Annotated in this window: 14 protein-coding genes and 1 pseudogene; 11 read left to right on the plus strand and 4 right to left on the minus strand. The window is 60.3% G+C overall.

Annotated features, from left to right (window positions below; translation table 11 throughout):
* The first annotated feature begins 105 nt into the window (after positions 1 to 105).
* The 3 genes from CXK91_RS07840 (at position 106) to CXK91_RS07850 (ending at position 2,253) form a co-directional block, all read left to right on the plus strand.
* Positions 106 to 564 (plus strand): YybH family protein, encoded by a 459-nt coding sequence (locus CXK91_RS07840; RefSeq protein ID WP_103455617.1) that lies wholly within the window; start codon positions 106 to 108, stop codon positions 562 to 564.
* Positions 565 to 652: 88 nt separating this feature from the next.
* Positions 653 to 1,009: a YciI family protein gene (locus CXK91_RS07845; protein ID WP_003284109.1), complete on the plus strand. Its 357-nt coding sequence runs from the start codon at positions 653 to 655 to the stop codon at positions 1,007 to 1,009.
* A gap of 2 nt (positions 1,010 to 1,011) precedes the next feature.
* Complete coding sequence (locus tag CXK91_RS07850) at positions 1,012 to 2,253, plus strand: RNA polymerase sigma factor (RefSeq protein WP_103455618.1); 1,242 nt, start codon at positions 1,012 to 1,014, stop codon at positions 2,251 to 2,253.
* A gap of 346 nt (positions 2,254 to 2,599) precedes the next feature.
* Here CXK91_RS07850 and CXK91_RS07855 read toward each other — a convergent pair whose 3' ends face one another.
* On the minus strand, positions 2,600 to 3,955 hold the full coding sequence (locus CXK91_RS07855; RefSeq protein ID WP_103455619.1) for a sigma-54-dependent transcriptional regulator: 1,356 nt from the start codon (positions 3,953 to 3,955) through the stop codon (positions 2,600 to 2,602).
* A 31-nt stretch (positions 3,956 to 3,986) separates the two neighbouring features.
* A complete protein-coding gene (locus CXK91_RS07860; protein ID WP_103455620.1) occupies positions 3,987 to 5,750 on the minus strand; it encodes a sensor histidine kinase in 1,764 nt (587 codons plus the stop codon).
* Positions 5,751 to 5,956: 206 nt separating this feature from the next.
* On the opposite strand from CXK91_RS07860, the gene CXK91_RS07865 reads away from it, so the two are divergent.
* From CXK91_RS07865 to CXK91_RS07880, 4 genes and pseudogenes are all read left to right on the plus strand, one after another.
* Positions 5,957 to 7,177 carry an HD-GYP domain-containing protein gene (locus CXK91_RS07865; protein WP_103455621.1) on the plus strand — a complete coding sequence of 407 codons (1,221 nt, stop codon included), beginning with the start codon at positions 5,957 to 5,959 and terminating at the stop codon, positions 7,175 to 7,177.
* Between the two features lie 346 nt (positions 7,178 to 7,523).
* Positions 7,524 to 9,011 (plus strand): SulP family inorganic anion transporter, encoded by a 1,488-nt coding sequence (locus tag CXK91_RS07870; RefSeq protein WP_103455622.1) that lies wholly within the window; start codon positions 7,524 to 7,526, stop codon positions 9,009 to 9,011.
* Between the two features lie 14 nt (positions 9,012 to 9,025).
* Positions 9,026 to 9,877 carry a universal stress protein gene (locus CXK91_RS07875; protein ID WP_103455623.1) on the plus strand — a complete coding sequence of 284 codons (852 nt, stop codon included), beginning with the start codon at positions 9,026 to 9,028 and terminating at the stop codon, positions 9,875 to 9,877.
* A 3-nt stretch (positions 9,878 to 9,880) separates the two neighbouring features.
* Positions 9,881 to 10,232, plus strand: a pseudogene (locus CXK91_RS07880) (TraR/DksA family transcriptional regulator).
* A gap of 36 nt (positions 10,233 to 10,268) precedes the next feature.
* Here CXK91_RS07880 and cfaB read toward each other — a convergent pair.
* Entirely contained in the window at positions 10,269 to 11,450 is a 1,182-nt protein-coding gene (gene cfaB / locus CXK91_RS07885; protein ID WP_103455624.1) for a C17 cyclopropane fatty acid synthase CfaB, read from the minus strand.
* 150 nt (positions 11,451 to 11,600) lie between these two features.
* Here cfaB and CXK91_RS07890 point away from each other — a divergent pair, with 150 nt between their 5' ends.
* Both CXK91_RS07890 and CXK91_RS07895 read left to right on the plus strand, forming a co-directional pair.
* Positions 11,601 to 11,975, plus strand: a complete 375-nt coding sequence (locus CXK91_RS07890) for a DsrE family protein (protein WP_103455625.1) — start codon at positions 11,601 to 11,603, stop codon at positions 11,973 to 11,975.
* Positions 11,972 to 12,436, plus strand: coding sequence for a glycine cleavage system protein H (locus CXK91_RS07895; protein ID WP_103455626.1), 465 nt, complete (start codon positions 11,972 to 11,974; stop codon positions 12,434 to 12,436). The genes CXK91_RS07890 and CXK91_RS07895 overlap by 4 nt, the downstream gene beginning before the upstream one ends.
* 216 nt (positions 12,437 to 12,652) lie before the next feature.
* Here the strand turns inward: CXK91_RS07895 and CXK91_RS07900 are convergent, their stop codons facing one another.
* Positions 12,653 to 12,970 carry a hypothetical protein gene (locus CXK91_RS07900; RefSeq protein ID WP_036991784.1) on the minus strand — a complete coding sequence of 106 codons (318 nt, stop codon included), beginning with the start codon at positions 12,968 to 12,970 and terminating at the stop codon, positions 12,653 to 12,655.
* Positions 12,971 to 13,338: 368 nt separating this feature from the next.
* Here CXK91_RS07900 and CXK91_RS07905 point away from each other — a divergent pair, with 368 nt between their 5' ends.
* Together CXK91_RS07905 and CXK91_RS07910 are read left to right on the plus strand one after the other, a co-directional pair.
* Positions 13,339 to 14,430: a putative phage abortive infection protein gene (locus CXK91_RS07905; RefSeq protein ID WP_103455627.1), complete on the plus strand. Its 1,092-nt coding sequence runs from the start codon at positions 13,339 to 13,341 to the stop codon at positions 14,428 to 14,430.
* 38 nt (positions 14,431 to 14,468) lie between these two features.
* Positions 14,469 to 15,404 carry a DUF2971 domain-containing protein gene (locus CXK91_RS07910; protein WP_146048124.1) on the plus strand — a complete coding sequence of 312 codons (936 nt, stop codon included), beginning with the start codon at positions 14,469 to 14,471 and terminating at the stop codon, positions 15,402 to 15,404.
* Positions 15,405 to 15,797: the final 393 nt, after the last annotated feature.

The following is a 15,797-nucleotide window of genomic DNA, read 5'->3' on the forward strand; positions in this document are numbered from 1 at the left end:
GCTGTGCTCCGTGATCTCCGAAAAAAGCTGCGCGCTTGTCGATTCGACAATGTGCCGAACGACTAGCTGGTGAACCCCCGTTCAATCAGATGAAAGGAGATGGACATGAATAGCGAAACCCGCGAAAGCGAAATCGCCATCCGGCAGCTGCACGAGACCTTCGAGCAGGCCACTGTGGCCAAGGATCTCGACCGGATCATGGCGCAGTACGCCGACGACGTAGTCGCGTTCGATGCAGTCGGCGCGCTGCAATTCAAGGGCGTTAGCGCGTACCGCGAGCATTGGCAGCGCTGCTTCGAGTTTTGCCAGGGCGAAGGCTTTTTCGAGACCCACGAGCTGCACGTGGACATCGGTGGTGAGCTAGCCTGCAGCCGCATGCTGACCCATTGCGGCGGCCCCAATGCTGAAGGCGAGATGCAGACCGCCTGGATGCGCGGCACCCGGGTCTGGGGTCGGCGCAATGGCGAGTGGAAAGTGGTCCACGAGCATTTCTCGATGCCCTTCGACATGCAGACCGGCCAGGTGTGCATGGATCAGGCACCGTCGCAGCAACAGACCGGTTGAGGCTGGCCTGCGGTCTTCGTCGCGCGATCGGGCGAGGTCGCTCAATGGCTGCTAGCTTTGCTGCGTTGCCGGCAGACGGAGCCCCGCCATGAACTACCTGTGCCTGATCTATTACGACGAACAGCGTGTGGATGCGATGACCGATGAGCAGTGGCATGCGCTGGTTGCGCGTTGCCTGAGCTGTGCCGAGGAGCTGCGTGCCAGCGGCCACATGCTCGCCGGCGAACCGCTGCAGTCAGTGCGCACCGCACGCACGGTTCGCGTGCGAGATGGTGTCACCTCGGTGGTCGACGGCCCCTTCGCCGAAACCCGCGAGCAGCTCGCAGGCTTCTACCTGATCGAGGCGGCGGACCAGCAGGAGGCCGAGGCCATCGCGGCGAAGATCCCGCCGGCCAGCCTTGGCTGCGTCGAGGTCCGGCCGTTGCGCCAGCTGCCGCAGCGCTGAGCATGCCGCTGACCGGACATTTCACGGCGGCGCGGGTCGAGGCGGTCTACCGCAGCGAATCGCGTCGCGTGCTGGCCACGCTGATCCGTCTGCTGGGCGACTTCGATCGCGCCGAAGAGGCCTTGCACGATGCCTTCGCCGCAGCCTTGCAGCAGTGGCCGCGCGATGGCGTTCCGGACAATCCGCGTGCCTGGTTGGTTTCCGCCGGCCGCTTCAAGGCCATCGATGCCCTGCGTCGTCGGGCGCGCTTCGATGCCTCGTTGCGGCTGCTGGCCGAACAGTTGGAAGAGGCTACGGATGCAGCGGAGGTCGACGAGATGGAAGACGATCGTCTGCGGTTGATCTTCACCTGCTGCCACCCGGCCCTGCCCGCCGATGGACGCGTGGCGCTGACCCTGCGTGAAGTTTGCGACCTGACCACCGAGGAGATCGCCCGCGCCTTTCTCGCTCCACCGGCCACCATTGCCCAGCGCATCGTGCGCGCCAAGGCGAAGATCCGTGACGCGCAGCTGCCCTATCGGGTACCAGAGCGCGACGAGCTGCCGGCTCGCCTGGAGAGTGTGCTACGGGTGGTTTACCTGGTGTTCAACGAGGGCTACACCGCATCGGCTGGCGCCGAGCTGACCCGCGCCGACTTGTGCGCCGAGGCGATCCGGCTGGGTCGATTGTTGCTCGAACTACTGCCCAATGCCGAAGCGATGGGACTGCTGGCGCTGATGCTGCTGCACGACTCGCGCCGCGCCGCACGCACCGACCCGGCCGGCGAGCTGGTGAGGCTGGACGAGCAGGACCGTAGCCTTTGGAACCGGCATCAGATCGCCGAAGGAGTGCAGTTGGTGCAGCTGGCGCTGACCAGCCGTGCATTCGGGCCCTACGCGCTGCAGGCGGCCATCGTCGCTGTGCATGCCGAGGCGCCGAGTGCCGAGGCGACCGACTGGGCGCAGATCGTCCGGCTTTACGATGTGCTGCTGCAGTTGAGCCCGTCGCCGGTGGTGGAGCTGAACCGCGCGGTCGCAGTGGCCATGAGGGATGGTCCCGAGGCCGGCCTATTGCTGGTGGATAAACTGCTGGAGCGTGGTGATCTGCGGGACTATCACCTCAGCCATGCCACCCGAGCCGATCTGCTGAGCCGGCTGGCACGTAGAGATGAGGCACGGGAGGCCTATGGCAGAGCGCTGCGTCTGGTTCAGCTGGAGCCGGAACGGCGTTTTCTGCAGCGCCAGCTGGATGAGCTGGGCAGTTGATCCAACGGTCCCACGCTCCCGCCGCAGCGCTCCCACGTGTCAGACGTAGGGTGGGCTTCAGCCCACCAATTGCGCTTCGGTAGCATGCTCGTTGGCGCTTCGTCGTGCCGCGTCACCGGGCGCTGGTGGGGTGGTAGTCGATGTCCCCGCGCTTTCGTGTGCGTACCCATGTAGTGAGCGCTCAGACGTAGGGTGGGCTTCAGCCCACCAATTGCGCTTCGGTAGCGTGCTCGTTGGCGCTTCGTCGTGCCGCGTCACCGGGTGCTGGTGGGCTAAAGCCCACCCTACAAAGGTGGCGCCGGGCTACGGTGGGGCTGGCAGTGAAGCGGTGCGAGCGACGCGGTGATCAGGTGTCGCCACTACCGGCCGGCAAATAATCGCTACGGCTCAGCCCGTGGCGCTGCATTTTCTCGTTGAGGGTGCGGCGCGGCAGCTGCAGCTGGGTCATGACCTCGGTGATGTTACCTTTGCACTGCTGCAGGGCGTTGTGCAGGCATTGCGCCTCGAAGGCTTCCATTTGGTCAGCCAGGGAGCTGCTGGCGGTGGTGGATGGATTGCTGGCAGTGGACGGTGGCGTCAGGCCAAGTGCATGGCGTTCGGCGGCATTGATCAGTTCGCGCACGTTGCCCGGCCAGTCGTGGGCCAGCAGTTGCGTCAGCTCGCCGGGCGTTATCGGTGGGGCCGCGCGCCCGTGGCGCTGGGCGGCCTGGCTGGCGAAATGTTCGAACAGCAGGGGAATGTCTTCGCGGCGTTCGCGCAGCGGCGGGATATGCAGCTCGGCGACGTTCAGCCGGTACAGCAAGTCCTCGCGGAAGCGTCCACCACGCACCTCTTCCAGCAGGTCCGGCTTGGCCGCGCTGATCACCCGCAGATCGACCTCGATGCTGCGGTTCGAACCTAACCGCTCCAGGGTCTTTTCCTGCAGCACGCGCAGCAGCTTGACCTGCTGCGCCAGCGGCATGCTTTCGATCTCGTCGAGGAACAGCGTGCCGCCGGCGGCGTGTTCGATGCGGCCGATGCGCTTGCCCTGGGCGCCGGTGAAGGCGCCGCTCTCGTGGCCGAACAGCTCGCTCTCGAAGATGGTTTCCGGGATCGCCGCGCAGTTCAGCGCCACGAAGGGGCCTGCGGAGCGCGGGCTGAAGTCATGTAGGCAGCGCGCGACCTGTTCCTTGCCGCTGCCGGTCTCGCCGCGGATCAGCACGTTGACGTCGGTGCCGGCCAGCTCCAGCACCTGCCGGCGCAGATTGACCATCGCCCGTGATACCCCGAGCAGCTGCGATTCGATGCGCCCCTTGCGGGCGAACTGCTCGCGTAGCTGGCGGTTCTCGCAGACCAGCCGGCGCTTGTCCATGGCGCGGCGCACGCTGTCGAGCAGGCGCTCGGGGGTGAAGGGTTTTTCGATGAAGTCGTAGGCGCCCTGGCGCAGCGCCTGCACCGCCATGGGCACGTCGCCGTGCCCGGTGACCATGATCACGGGCAGGTCGGCGTCCAGCGCCACCAGCTGTTCGAGCAGGCCGAGGCCGTCGAGATCGGGCATGCGCACGTCGCTGATCAGCACCCCGGGAAAGTCGCGATCCAGCGCCGTCAGCGCCTCGCGGGCGCGGGAGAAGGTGCGCACCTGGAAGCCGGACAGCTCCAGCCACTGCTGCACGGCCTGGCGGATCGCCGCCTCGTCGTCGATGAAGATTACCTGCCCGCTCATTGCCTGCTCCTCGCGGTCGCGTCGCGGCAGTTTACTCGGCGGCGCGCGCTTCGGCAGCCGGCAGCGTCAGGGTGAACACCGCGCCGTGCTCGTCGTTGCTGACTTCCAGCGCGCCGCCCATCTCACGCACGATGCCGTAGGACACCGCCAGCCCGAGGCCGAGGCCCTGGCCGACCGGTTTGGTGGTGAAGAAGGGCTCGAACACCTGATCCAGATGTTCGCTGGCAATACCGCCGCCGTTGTCGCCTACGCTGAGCTGCCAGCGGTCACCGTTGAGCTGACAGAGGATGCGCAGGCGTCGCTGCGGGCGCTCGGCCATGGCATCCAGCGCGTTGTGCAGCAGATTGATCAGCACCTGCTCGAGGCGGATGGCGTCGCCGCTGACCGCGGCCTCGGCCGGTACCTGGCGGAATACCTCGACCTGCTCGCTGCGAATGCGCGGCGAGAGCAGCTGCAGGGCCTGCTCCAGCACCTCGGCCAGGCTCAGACGCTGGCGCAGCCCTGCCGGGCTCTTGCGAGCGAAGGTCTTCAGGTGGCCGGTCAGCGCCGCCATGCGTTCGAGCAGGCCTTCGACATGCCCGAGGCCTTCGCGCACCTCGCCGTCGCGGCCGCTGTCGAGCAGCAGGCGAAGGCTGGCGAGCTGCATGCGCAATGCGGTCAGCGGCTGGTTGATCTCGTGGGCGAGGGCGGCGGACATCTGCCCGAGGGCGGCCATGCGCGCCGCATGCACCAGTTCGTCCTGGGCGGTGTGCAGCTCGCGGGTGCGCTCGCGCACCAGGCGCTCCAGCTCGTTGCGGCTGCGCTGTTCGACGCGGCGGGTCTTGCCGCGTTGCGCCAGGTAGAGCAGCAGAAAGGCCAGGGTCATCCACACGCCCGCTGCGGCCAGGCGATAGCTGCGCACGCTGGCGACCACCATCTGTGGGTCGTGCAGCAGGTGCAGGGTCCAGTCGTCTTCCGGCAGCGCCAGGCGTTGCCAGAGGTATTCTCGGCGGCCGTCCGGGCCATCCACCAGGCGACGTTCGCTGCCTTCGGCGAGTTGCTGCACGCGGCTGCTCGGCAATGGCTGCAGCGTCTGTTCGGCATAGCGCCGGGCATCGACGAGGCGGCTGCGCACCTCGTCGCTGAGCGGGCGCAGATAGCGGAAGCGCCAAGCCGGGCGGTTGGTCAGGATGACGATATCCAGCGAATCAGCGATCAGCAGAATGCCCGGCTGGCCGACCCAGTCGCGCTGCATGTCCTCCAACTCCAGCTTGACCACCAGCACGCCGAGCACCTCGCCGGCGGCGTTTTTCACCGAACTGGAAAGGAAGTAACCGGGAATGCCGGTGGTGACGCCGACAGCGAAATAGCGGCCGCTGTCGTTGCTCACCGCATCGCGGAAATACGGGCGGAAGGCGTAGTTGTTGCCAACGAAACTGCTCCAGTCGCGCCAATTGCTGGCGGCGATGGTCTCGCCATTGCGGTCCAGCAGGTACAGTACCGAGGAGCCGGCTGCGTGATTCTGCTGCTCCAGTCGCTGGTTGAGCTGGCGGCGCAATGCGCGGTTGCCCGGTTCGGCGAGCAGCGCCTGGATGTCACTGTCCAGCGCCAGTAGCGCCGGCACCGAGCGGAAGCGTTCGACCTGGGTGTGAATCGCCTGTGCGTAAAGCTCCAGTTGCCCCTGAGCCTCCTGGCCACGTTCGGTCCAGGCACGCTGCTCAGCCAGTCGCCCCGCCCAATACATGCTCAGCAGCAGGCCGACGAGGATCAGCGCAACGATCAGGGTTACCCGCAGGCGGTTGGACAATGCTGGCATGACGAAGCTCGCGACAGGACGCGACGATGGTAAGCCATAGTCGCCAGATATGAAGAACTGCAGCAGCCAGTCTTAGCTACCAAAGTCTTGATCTGTGCCGATAGAGGCAATGTGCCATCATAGTTATACTGCGGGGAGTTACCTTCAGCTCAGCAGGGATTGCTAATACGGAACGGCCCGCTCGTTCCATTCAGTCGAGGTCCGCTTTGCTCAGAAAAATCCTTGTCAGCCAACTCAGCTTCGGGATGTACGTTCATGCGCTGGACGGCAGCTGGTTCGAGCACTCGTTTTGGCGTGGCAAGTTTCTATTGACCGATCCGGCCGACCTGCAGGCGCTCCGTGCCAGTGGTATCAAGGCGGTGTGGATCGACGTGGGCAAGGGCATCGATGTCGATACGGCGACGCCGTCGGTGGCTGAGGTCCCGCAGCATCTAACCGAAGCCATATCTGTTGTCGCTCAACCTGTCACCTCACCGCCACATCGGCAGCAGTGCAGCGTTCAGGACGAGCTGCAGCGTGCCACCCAGTTGCTCAAGCGCTCCAAGCAGCAGGTCACCCTGCTGTTCAACGAGGCGCGCCTGGGCAAGGCTGTCGATCCGCAGCAGTGCCTGCCACTGGTCGAGCAGATTTCCGCGTCCCTGGCGCGCAATGGCTCGGCGCTGCTCAGCCTGGCGCGATTGAAGACCAAGGACGAATACACCTACATGCATTCCGTGGCGGTCTGCGCGCTGATGGTTGCGCTGGGCCGGCAGCTCGGGTTGAGCGAACACGAGGTTCAGGAAGCGGGCATGGCTGGGCTGCTGCACGACATCGGTAAAATGGCCATGCCGCTGAATGTGCTGAACAAGCCCGGCAAGCTCAGTGACGATGAATACGCAGTCATGCGCAGCCACCCTGAGCGTGGGCACGCCATATTGCTCGGCGCCAGCACCGCGTTTTCCGACGCAGTGCTGGATGTCTGCCTGCATCACCATGAAAAGATGGATGGCAGCGGCTATCCCTATGGCCTGGTCGGCGAGCAGATCAGCCAGCTGGCGCGCATGGGCGCGATCTGCGACGTGTATGACGCCATCACCTCGGATCGTCCCTACAAAATGGCCTGGGACGCCTCGGGCTCGCTGGCGCGCATGGCGCAGTGGCAGGGGCACTTCGATACCCAGATGCTGCACGCCTTCGTGCGTACCGTGGGTATCTATCCGCTGGGCTCACTGGTACGACTGCAGTCCGGGCGACTAGGTGTGGTCATCGAACACAATGCGCAGCAGCTGACGGCGCCGCGCTTGAAGTTGTTCTATTCCACCCGCTCGCGCGCAACGATTCCACCACAGGAACTGGACTTGTCCAATCCGCAGTGCGGTGACCGTATCGTAGGCCGCGAGGACCCCGCCGCCTGGGGCTTCAGCAACCTCGATGACCTCTGGACCTAGGGTCTGTGCCATACGACGCCGCAACGCGGGCGCGGCCAGACGGCAACAGACCCTGGATTGGCGGTCGTAAATTGGCCGCGTTGCGACTAGAATGTCGCCCCCCGAATGCGACTCGCCAGCCGAGTCGCTCAGAAAGAGCTCGTAATGCCCATGACCTGGCTGCCTAGTCCGCCATAGCGCTTCGCCCCCTCGCGTCACTTTGCGACTGCCTGTCATGGGGCGGTCGTACGCTGCTGTCCGTGCGTTCGCCCACCGACAGCTGAATCACTCAAACTAAAAAACTAGCCTTGTATCCCTGCCGGCCGCCCGTGGCCTGCATGGCGGTGCTTTTGCTCTGGATAGTCCGATGCTGCAAACGATCAAACAAAACTGGTTCTCCAACATCCGCGGCGACCTGCTCGCGGGTATCGTCGTCGCGCTGGCGCTGATTCCCGAAGCCATCGCCTTCTCCATCATTGCCGGGGTCGATCCGCGGGTCGGCCTCTATGCCTCCTTCTGTATCGCCGTGGTGATCGCCTTCGTCGGCGGCCGCCCGGGGATGATCTCCGCCGCTACCGGCGCCATGGCGCTGCTGATGGTGACGCTGGTGCGCGAACACGGCCTGCAGTACCTGCTGGCGGCGACGCTGCTCTGCGGCCTGCTGCAGATCGGCGCAGGCTACCTGCGTCTTGGCTCACTGATGCGCTTCGTCTCGCGCTCGGTGGTCACCGGCTTCGTCAACGCGCTGGCGATTCTGATCTTCATGGCGCAGTTGCCGGAGCTGACGAACGTCACCTGGCACGTCTACGCCATGACCGCAGCGGGCCTTGGCATCATCTACCTGTTCCCCTATGTGCCGAAGGTCGGCAAGGTCATCCCTTCGCCGCTGGTGTGCATTCTCTCGATGACGGCGGTGGCCATGTACTTCGGCCTGGATATCCGTACCGTTGCCGACATGGGCGACCTGCCTGACACGCTGCCGGTGTTCCTCTGGCCGGAAGTGCCGCTGACCTTCGAGACGCTGGCGATCATCTTCCCGTATTCCGCCGCGCTGGCCGTGGTCGGCCTGCTGGAATCGCTGATGACCGCGACCATCGTCGACGACCTCACCGACACCTCCAGTGACAAGAACCGCGAATGCAAAGGGCAGGGCGTTTCCAACATCGTCTCCGGTCTCTTCGGCGGCATGGCCGGCTGCGCGATGATCGGCCAGTCGGTGATCAACGTGAAATCCGGCGGCCGCACCCGTCTGTCCACGCTGATCGCCGGCGTGGTGCTGTTGCTGATGGTGGTGTTCCTCAGCGACTGGGTCGGGCAGATCCCCATGGCCGCGCTGGTGGCGGTGATGATCATGGTGTCGATCGGCACCTTCAGCTGGGATTCGCTGCGCAACCTCAAGCGCTATCCGCTTTCCACCAACATCGTCATGGTCGTCACCGTGGTGGTGGTGGTCTTCACCCACAACCTGGCCTACGGTGTTCTGGCGGGCGTGCTGCTGGCGGCGATGTTCTTCGCCAACAAGGTCGGTCACTACCTGCACATCGGATCGGAGCTGGATGCCACCGGCAATCAACGCACCTACAAGGTGATCGGGCAGGTATTCTTCAGTTCATCGGACAAATTCACCGGCGCGTTCGATTTCAAGGAAGCACTCGACAAGGTGACCATCGACCTGTCCCGTGCACATTTCTGGGACATCACCGCCGTGGCGGCGCTGGACAAAGTGGTCGTCAAGTTCCGCCGCGAAGGCACCGAGGTCGAGGTGCTGGGCCTGAACGAAGCCAGCGCCACCATCGTCGACCGCTTCGGTGTGCATGACAAACCCGACGCCATCGACAAGCTCATGAGCCACTGACCAGGAGAACAACAATGACCCACGTAATGGCTTGTATCGACGGATCACCGCAGGCCGCGGCCGTTTGCGACTATTCGGCCTGGGCCAGCAAGCGCCTGGACGCGCCCCTGACGCTGCTGCACGTACTGGATCGTCAGCAGTATCCGGCGTCCGGTGATCTGAGCGGCATCATAGGCCTGGGCAGCCGTGAGTTTCTCCTGCAGGAACTTGCGACGCTGGATGAGAAACGCGCCAAGCTGGCGCTGGAAGAAGGCCGCATGATGCTCGATGCCGCACGTCAACGGGCCACTGTTGCTGGCATCGCCCAGCCCGAGTGCCGACAGCGTCACGGTGATCTGGTCGAGTCCCTGCGTGATCTGCAGAGCGAGACGCGCCTGCTGGTGATCGGTCGTCAGGGCGAAGACAGCGGCGATGCTATGCAGCACATCGGTAGCCAGCTGGAAAACGTCATCCGCACCATGCAACGGCCAATTCTGGTCGCCCCTGGCAATTTCAGCGAGCCACAAAGCGTGATGCTGGCCTTTGACGGCAGCGCCACCAGCCGCAAGGGCGTGGAAATGCTGGCCGGCAGTCCGCTGTTCAAGGGCATGCCGATCCATCTGGTCATGGTCGCAGCCGACACCGCGGACAATCATGCCCAGCTGGAAAGCGCCCGTGACGTGCTGACCGCTGCCGGGTTCAGCGTCGAAATCGCCATCCGCGCCGGTGATGTCGAGCCGACCCTGCACGCCTATCAGGCCGAGCACGACATCGACCTGCTGGTGATGGGTGCTTACGGCCACTCGCGCATTCGCCAGTTCTTCGTCGGTAGCACCACCACCAACATGATCCGCACCACTCCCACGCCGCTGCTGTTGCTGCGCTGAGCGATGGGCGCCGCGCCGGACATCGAGCGTTACAGGCTTCGCCTGGAACAACGCCAGGCGGGAACTGCAGCGGCTGCTCGCCGCGGACGAGCCACGGGAACAGAGCGTCGAGCTTGATCAGAGCAAGGTCGGTCGCCTATCGCGCATGGATGCGCTGCAGCAACAGGCCATGGTCGATGCCTCTCGCGGGCGAGCACAACGCGAGTTGGTGCGGGTGCGGTTGGCGCTCAAGCGAATCGAGGAAGGTGACTACGGTTACTGCGCCGAGTGCGGTGAAGAGATCGCGACAGGGCGGCTGGATTTCGATCCGGCCAATCCGCTATGCATCGACTGCGCTAACAAAGCATCCGCTTAGCGGCACAGCCGGTCAGTAAAGACCGGCAGCGCACTCCTAGCGATACAGATCGGCCCGCGTCCAGGGCAACTCGTGGGAGCCGTCCGGTAGCGGCTTGCTGGCGAGAATCTGATGCAGGTCGATCCAGTCGCGGCGAAAACCGTACGCGCAGCCGGCCAGATACATCCGCCAGATCCGCAGCGCCCGTTCGGGCACCAGCTGTTTTGCCTCCTGCATATGTGTTTCCAAACGCTCGCTCCACAGCTGCAAGGTGCGCGCGTAATGCAGGCGCAGGCTTTCCACATCGACGATTTCCAGTCCCGTTTCGCTGATGCAACTGCTGATCTTCACCAGGTGCGGCAGCTCGCCGTGGGGGAACACGTAGCGGTCGATGAACTCACCAGCACCGTGGCTCACCGGCCTGCCATCGAGGTGGCGCGAGGTGATGCCATGGTTGAGCACCAGCCCGCCCGGCCGAACCGCGCCGAACAACTGCTGGCAGTACAACGGCAGATTGGCGTGGCCGACATGCTCGAACATACCGACACTCACCACCTTGTCGAAGCCACCATCGGCCGGCAGGTCGCGGTAATCCATCAGCTCCAGCTGCACCTGATCCTGCAGGCCCTCAGCGGCGACCCGCTCGCGCGCCAGCGCCAGCTGTTCGCGGCTGAGGGTAATGCCGAACACCCGCGCGCCGAACTCCCGCGCGGCGAAACGGGCCAACCCGCCCCAGCCGCAGCCCACATCCAGCAGCCGCTCGCCGGGCTTGAGCCGAAGCTTGCGACAGATCAGGCGCAGCTTGGCCTGCTGCGCCTGATCGATATCCTCTTCGCCGGTCTCGAAGTAGGCACAGGAATAGACCATCTCGCGGTCGAGCCAGAGCCGATAGAAATCATTGGAAAGATCGTAGTGATAGGAAATCGCCTCGGCATCGGTGTCCTTGTCGTGGGCCGTGCGTTCAGGCGCTGCAAAGTGATCCTCGCCCAAAGCCCGGCTGATCACATCGCCGATGCGAATGACCTCGCCTGGAGGTCCGAGCAGGTCGATCTGTCCTTCGACGTAAGCGGCGCCGAGCATATCCAGACTCGGATGCGCCAGCCGGGTAACCAGGTTCGGGTCTTTGATGACCAGCGTTACGCTGGGAGCGGGGCCGATGTCGATCTCGTTGCCGTCCCACAGTTGCAGCTTCAGCGGCAGAGCGAGTTCTTTAAGGGCCGGTAGCAATGTTGCCAACATGCTCGATCTCCTTTTCAGTGCACGAAGAAATCCTAGACCACAATCTGGAAACGGTAGGCTATGGTGATGATAGTTTCGCGCTATGGTTCGAACGGCGGCGAACGTGCATTTGACGGCTTAACTCGCCGAGCGCCTTAAGCATGAGGGTTTATGGAAGAAAGCCAATCACAACGCGTACTGATTCTTGTCGCCAGCGGCCCCAGTACCCCGGCGCGCTGCGCCGCTCCGTTCCATATCGCCACGCTGCTTGCCTGTATGGATGCCGAGGTAACCCTCTACCTCACCGGCGAGGGTGCGCAGCTGGCGCGCTGCGAAGTGGCCGAATCGCTATGTGCGGTAGAGGGCGGCGAGCCACTGCTGCACTTTATCCGCAACGCCAAGCAGGCCGGCGCACGACTGCTGATGTGCCGCCAGCCCGGTGTTGAGGTAGACCCCGTCACGCTGATCGCCGAGCTGGATGAAATCTCCAGCGGAGGTGAGCTGGCGCAGATGATCCTCGAATACGAACGGGTGCTGAGCCTATGAATGTGCACGGCCTGGAATTCCCCGACTCGCTGCGTTACGCGCCAGACCACAGCCTGTGGCTGCGCGAGGAAGCCGACGGTAGCCTGACCATCGGCCTGACCGCCTATGGTTGTGCGCTGTACGGCCAGATCTTCGCCTTCACGCCCAAGCGCGTCGGCGCACGCATCGAGCGCGACCGCAGCTTCGGTGTAGTGGAATTCGCCAAGGCCGCCTCGTCGGCACGCAGCCCGGTCGCCGGTGAGCTGCTGGCGGTGAACGAAGCACTGCTACAGCGTCCGGCTCTGATCAATCAGGATTGTTATGGGGAGGGCTGGATGGTCCGCCTGCAACCCACGGACTGGGTCACCGTGCGCGACCAATTCCCACTGGGCGAGACCGCAGCAGCGGCCATCGCCGAACGCATGCGGCTCGACAACTTCGACCCCGCCAACGCCCATGTGCAGGCGTTGCAATGGAAATAGGCGCCGGCGCCTACGTAGAGTGGGCTTTAGCCCACCAAGCCGACACCAATCGATAAAGCCCTAGCGATTGCACCGCGCCGCGCTCAAGACTTATCGGCGTTGAATCCTCGAGAACCTTGTCGCAACGCCCTGATCGCATGGCCATGCAACGTAGGGTGGGCTTCAGCCCACCAAGCCAACACCAACCGATCACCTGGCGATTGCACCGCTCCGCGCTCAAGACTTATCCGGCGTCGACCCCTCGAGAACCTTGTCGCAACTCGCCTTGATCGCATGGTCCAGCTGCCGGATACAGATATCGATCGCCATGTCGCGCGTACGCTTGTTCTTCCACTCCAGCTCGGCCAGCGTCTCGATCAGATCCTGATGGCCATTCTCGTTGACCAACATCCCGTGCTGCACCGTCAGCGTCCGTCCCTGAAAGCTCAGCCGAACAGGCTCACGCCCCACGAGGGATGCACCTTCAGCTAGCAGACACTCGATGTGGTCACGCAGCGCATGAAACGCCCGACGCTCATCTGGCGGGTTACCCACGACACCTCTCCTGTCCCTGGAAAGCAAAACGCCGATTGTGACGTGCTTCTCGCTGGGGTGCGATGGCTTTTTGATACTGCGAAGTGAGGTGGACTGTCGCAGGGTGGTGGCGAGGGGTAGATGGCGGAAGGCAGTGAGAGTCGAACTCGTTTTTTTGGCTTGCAGTGATCGGCTGTCTTCGGCTTTGCTGGGTCTGTGGCATGTGCGCGCCAGCTTTGTTCCGCTCTGGACCGCATTGTTTTCGACACTTTATCGACACAGTAAAGGGTAAAAGGGGCCTGAGACGCCACGCGGTGCCGATCTAAAGCCAGCCCCTTAACGAAACATTAGGGCTCACGCCTTGTAATTCTCAGATTATGGAATAAACGATGATGGACTGGTTTAAAAACAAGTTTTACAAGGTTAATAGCTATCTAGATCAAAAATATCCTGATTTTGAAGCCATGTTCTCCGAGTCGGGTGAAAACAAAATAGGCCTAAGTCTCAATAAGGTTTTATTTAAAGTTCTCTCGCTTGCAGTATTAAGTGCTGGGTTATTGTTATTAATTAATCTGACCTTGATCACGTTCACTGATCGAGGTGGAGTTTTTGGCGATTTTTTAGGTGGAGTCCTAAATCCAATATTAACTTTCTTTACATTATTCGGCCTAATTGCCACTATCGTAATTCAGCGACAAGAACTGCGTTTGGCCCGCCATGAATATGAAAAGACGGCAGATGCTCTGAGTACGCAAGCTATTGAAACTACCTTTTTTAATATTCTCGACCTACACCATAAAATTGTAGATAACCTAAAGGTTGATTTGGAAGAATTAACTTATAGGAGTGAGGCTGAAAATGCTCTTAAGGGAATTACAGCATCTATCATAAATTCTCAGTTAGGCATAAACGTATCATCTAGAAGATCTAAGGTCGAAGGGCGAGCTGTGTTTGAGGAGATTCTGGCATTCTTATCAGTTGAGGCAAAAACACCGGAAGATGCTTTGGACCGCTACAAAAATATTCAGAAGCATCACAATCACATACTAGGCCACTATTTCAGGAATCTATACCAGGCCCTAAAAGTTATTGATGGTTACGAAGAAAACAAATTGACCTATCAAGAAAAAAGAAAATACTCAAGTATTCTGAGAGCACAGCTGTCCACAAAGGAGCTCGCATTACTGTTTGTCAATTGTCTAGAAGGCGTGTCAGATTCAGGGCAATTTAGAAATCTCCTAGTAGAGTTTCAGATGTTAGAGCACCTGCCAATACAAAAAAATAAAAATGGCTATTCACTTGCGGGCTCTAAAACAGCAATAGCTAGTGAAGACATGCTTTTGCAGTACAAAGAGAAGAAGAATATAGGGATTAGTTTGACGAAATACTATGGCGGGGCTTTTGGTACTAATGGGGGCGTTCCCTATAATCTCCGCCCTACCAAATCATCACAATCGGCAGCTGACGCGTCAGTTGATTGAGACTATATGTGGTCAATTTGGAGTTAAAGTTAAACAGCATGGATTGGTTTAAAGAATATAAAAAATTAGTTTTTTCAGAGAGTACATCTTTGGAAAATATTGATAGAGCCATTTCGTTGAAGTATGAGAATATTCCAAGCATGCTTTATAAGTATCGCTCTATTAATGAATCTTCTTTGAAAAATTTGGAAGATGACACAATTTGGCTATCTGACCCAAAAAACTTCAATGATCCCTACGATTGCTCATTTCATCATAAAGTAGAGATGGATATTGGCAATGCGGATTCAGTTCTATCAATGCTCTTTAAGCATGGCTTGCTAGATGTTTTAACTGAAGAGCAAATTCAAGCGGTTAGGGAAAGTGAAAACCCTATAATTAAGCTGCTTGAACTCAGTTATCCTGATAAGCCTGATTTTGGTCGCTCTTGTGGTGAGGCTTTAAGCCATATAGTGAAAGAGCGTGACAACGCTTTGGTTCGAGAAACATCCGAGGGTTTCAAGCAGATGTTTAAAATCTGCTGTTTCTCAGAAAATCCAAAATCCATACTAATGTGGTCGCACTATGCTAATTATCATACAGGGTTCTGTATTGGATATGACTTTCACGAGTTAGGAAATGATGATGTAAGAACTAGATCAATTTATCCTGTTGTTTATTCTGATGAAATGTTTGATGCTACAGGTGTTTTTGCCTCACCTAAAAATATAGAGAATATACTCTACCTTAATCAAGTCGCACTTATGAAAAGTACCGAATGGTCTTATGAAAAAGAGTGGAGGCTTGTGTTTGGGCATATGCTTATGCAACAAGAAATGCCCTATCGTATGCCAAAGCCAAAATGCGTAATCTTAGGCGCAAAAATATCTTCGGCTAACGAAGATACTATCCGAAAAATATGCGACAGGAAAAATATTGAAGTTCTTAAGCTGTATATGAAACATAATCAGTTTCTGCTGGATGTTCGTCAATAACCACAGAATAGATGCTTCAAGGTGGCGCCTGCGACTAAGCGTTAGTACCGCTATTTCCACTTCGCTCCCTGCGCTCGGGCATACCATCGCCTAGCTACTTTCCGTGTGATTGCTATCCCGCGCTGGGTTGGCTCAAGTTTCGGTTGGCCTCGTCGTAGGCCGGGCTGGTTTGTCCAGACTCAGGCATGACCTCTCCGGTCGCCAGCCACCATCTGTAGCGAGGAAACATCGCGTTTAGCTGCTCGATTTCCTCCGCACCCAACCTCGCTTTTCCCCGTTTGATGTTTGACCAGCGGTAGTACTCCTTCGAGCGCACCGGCGCAAAGGCGTCTAGTCCTGCGAGGTCAATCAATAGCACCGCTCTATCAGTAATGCTCACGTCGTTCGGCAATT

Source organism: Stutzerimonas stutzeri, from assembly GCF_002909485.1.
Lineage (GTDB): Bacteria > Pseudomonadota > Gammaproteobacteria > Pseudomonadales > Pseudomonadaceae > Stutzerimonas > Stutzerimonas stutzeri_AH.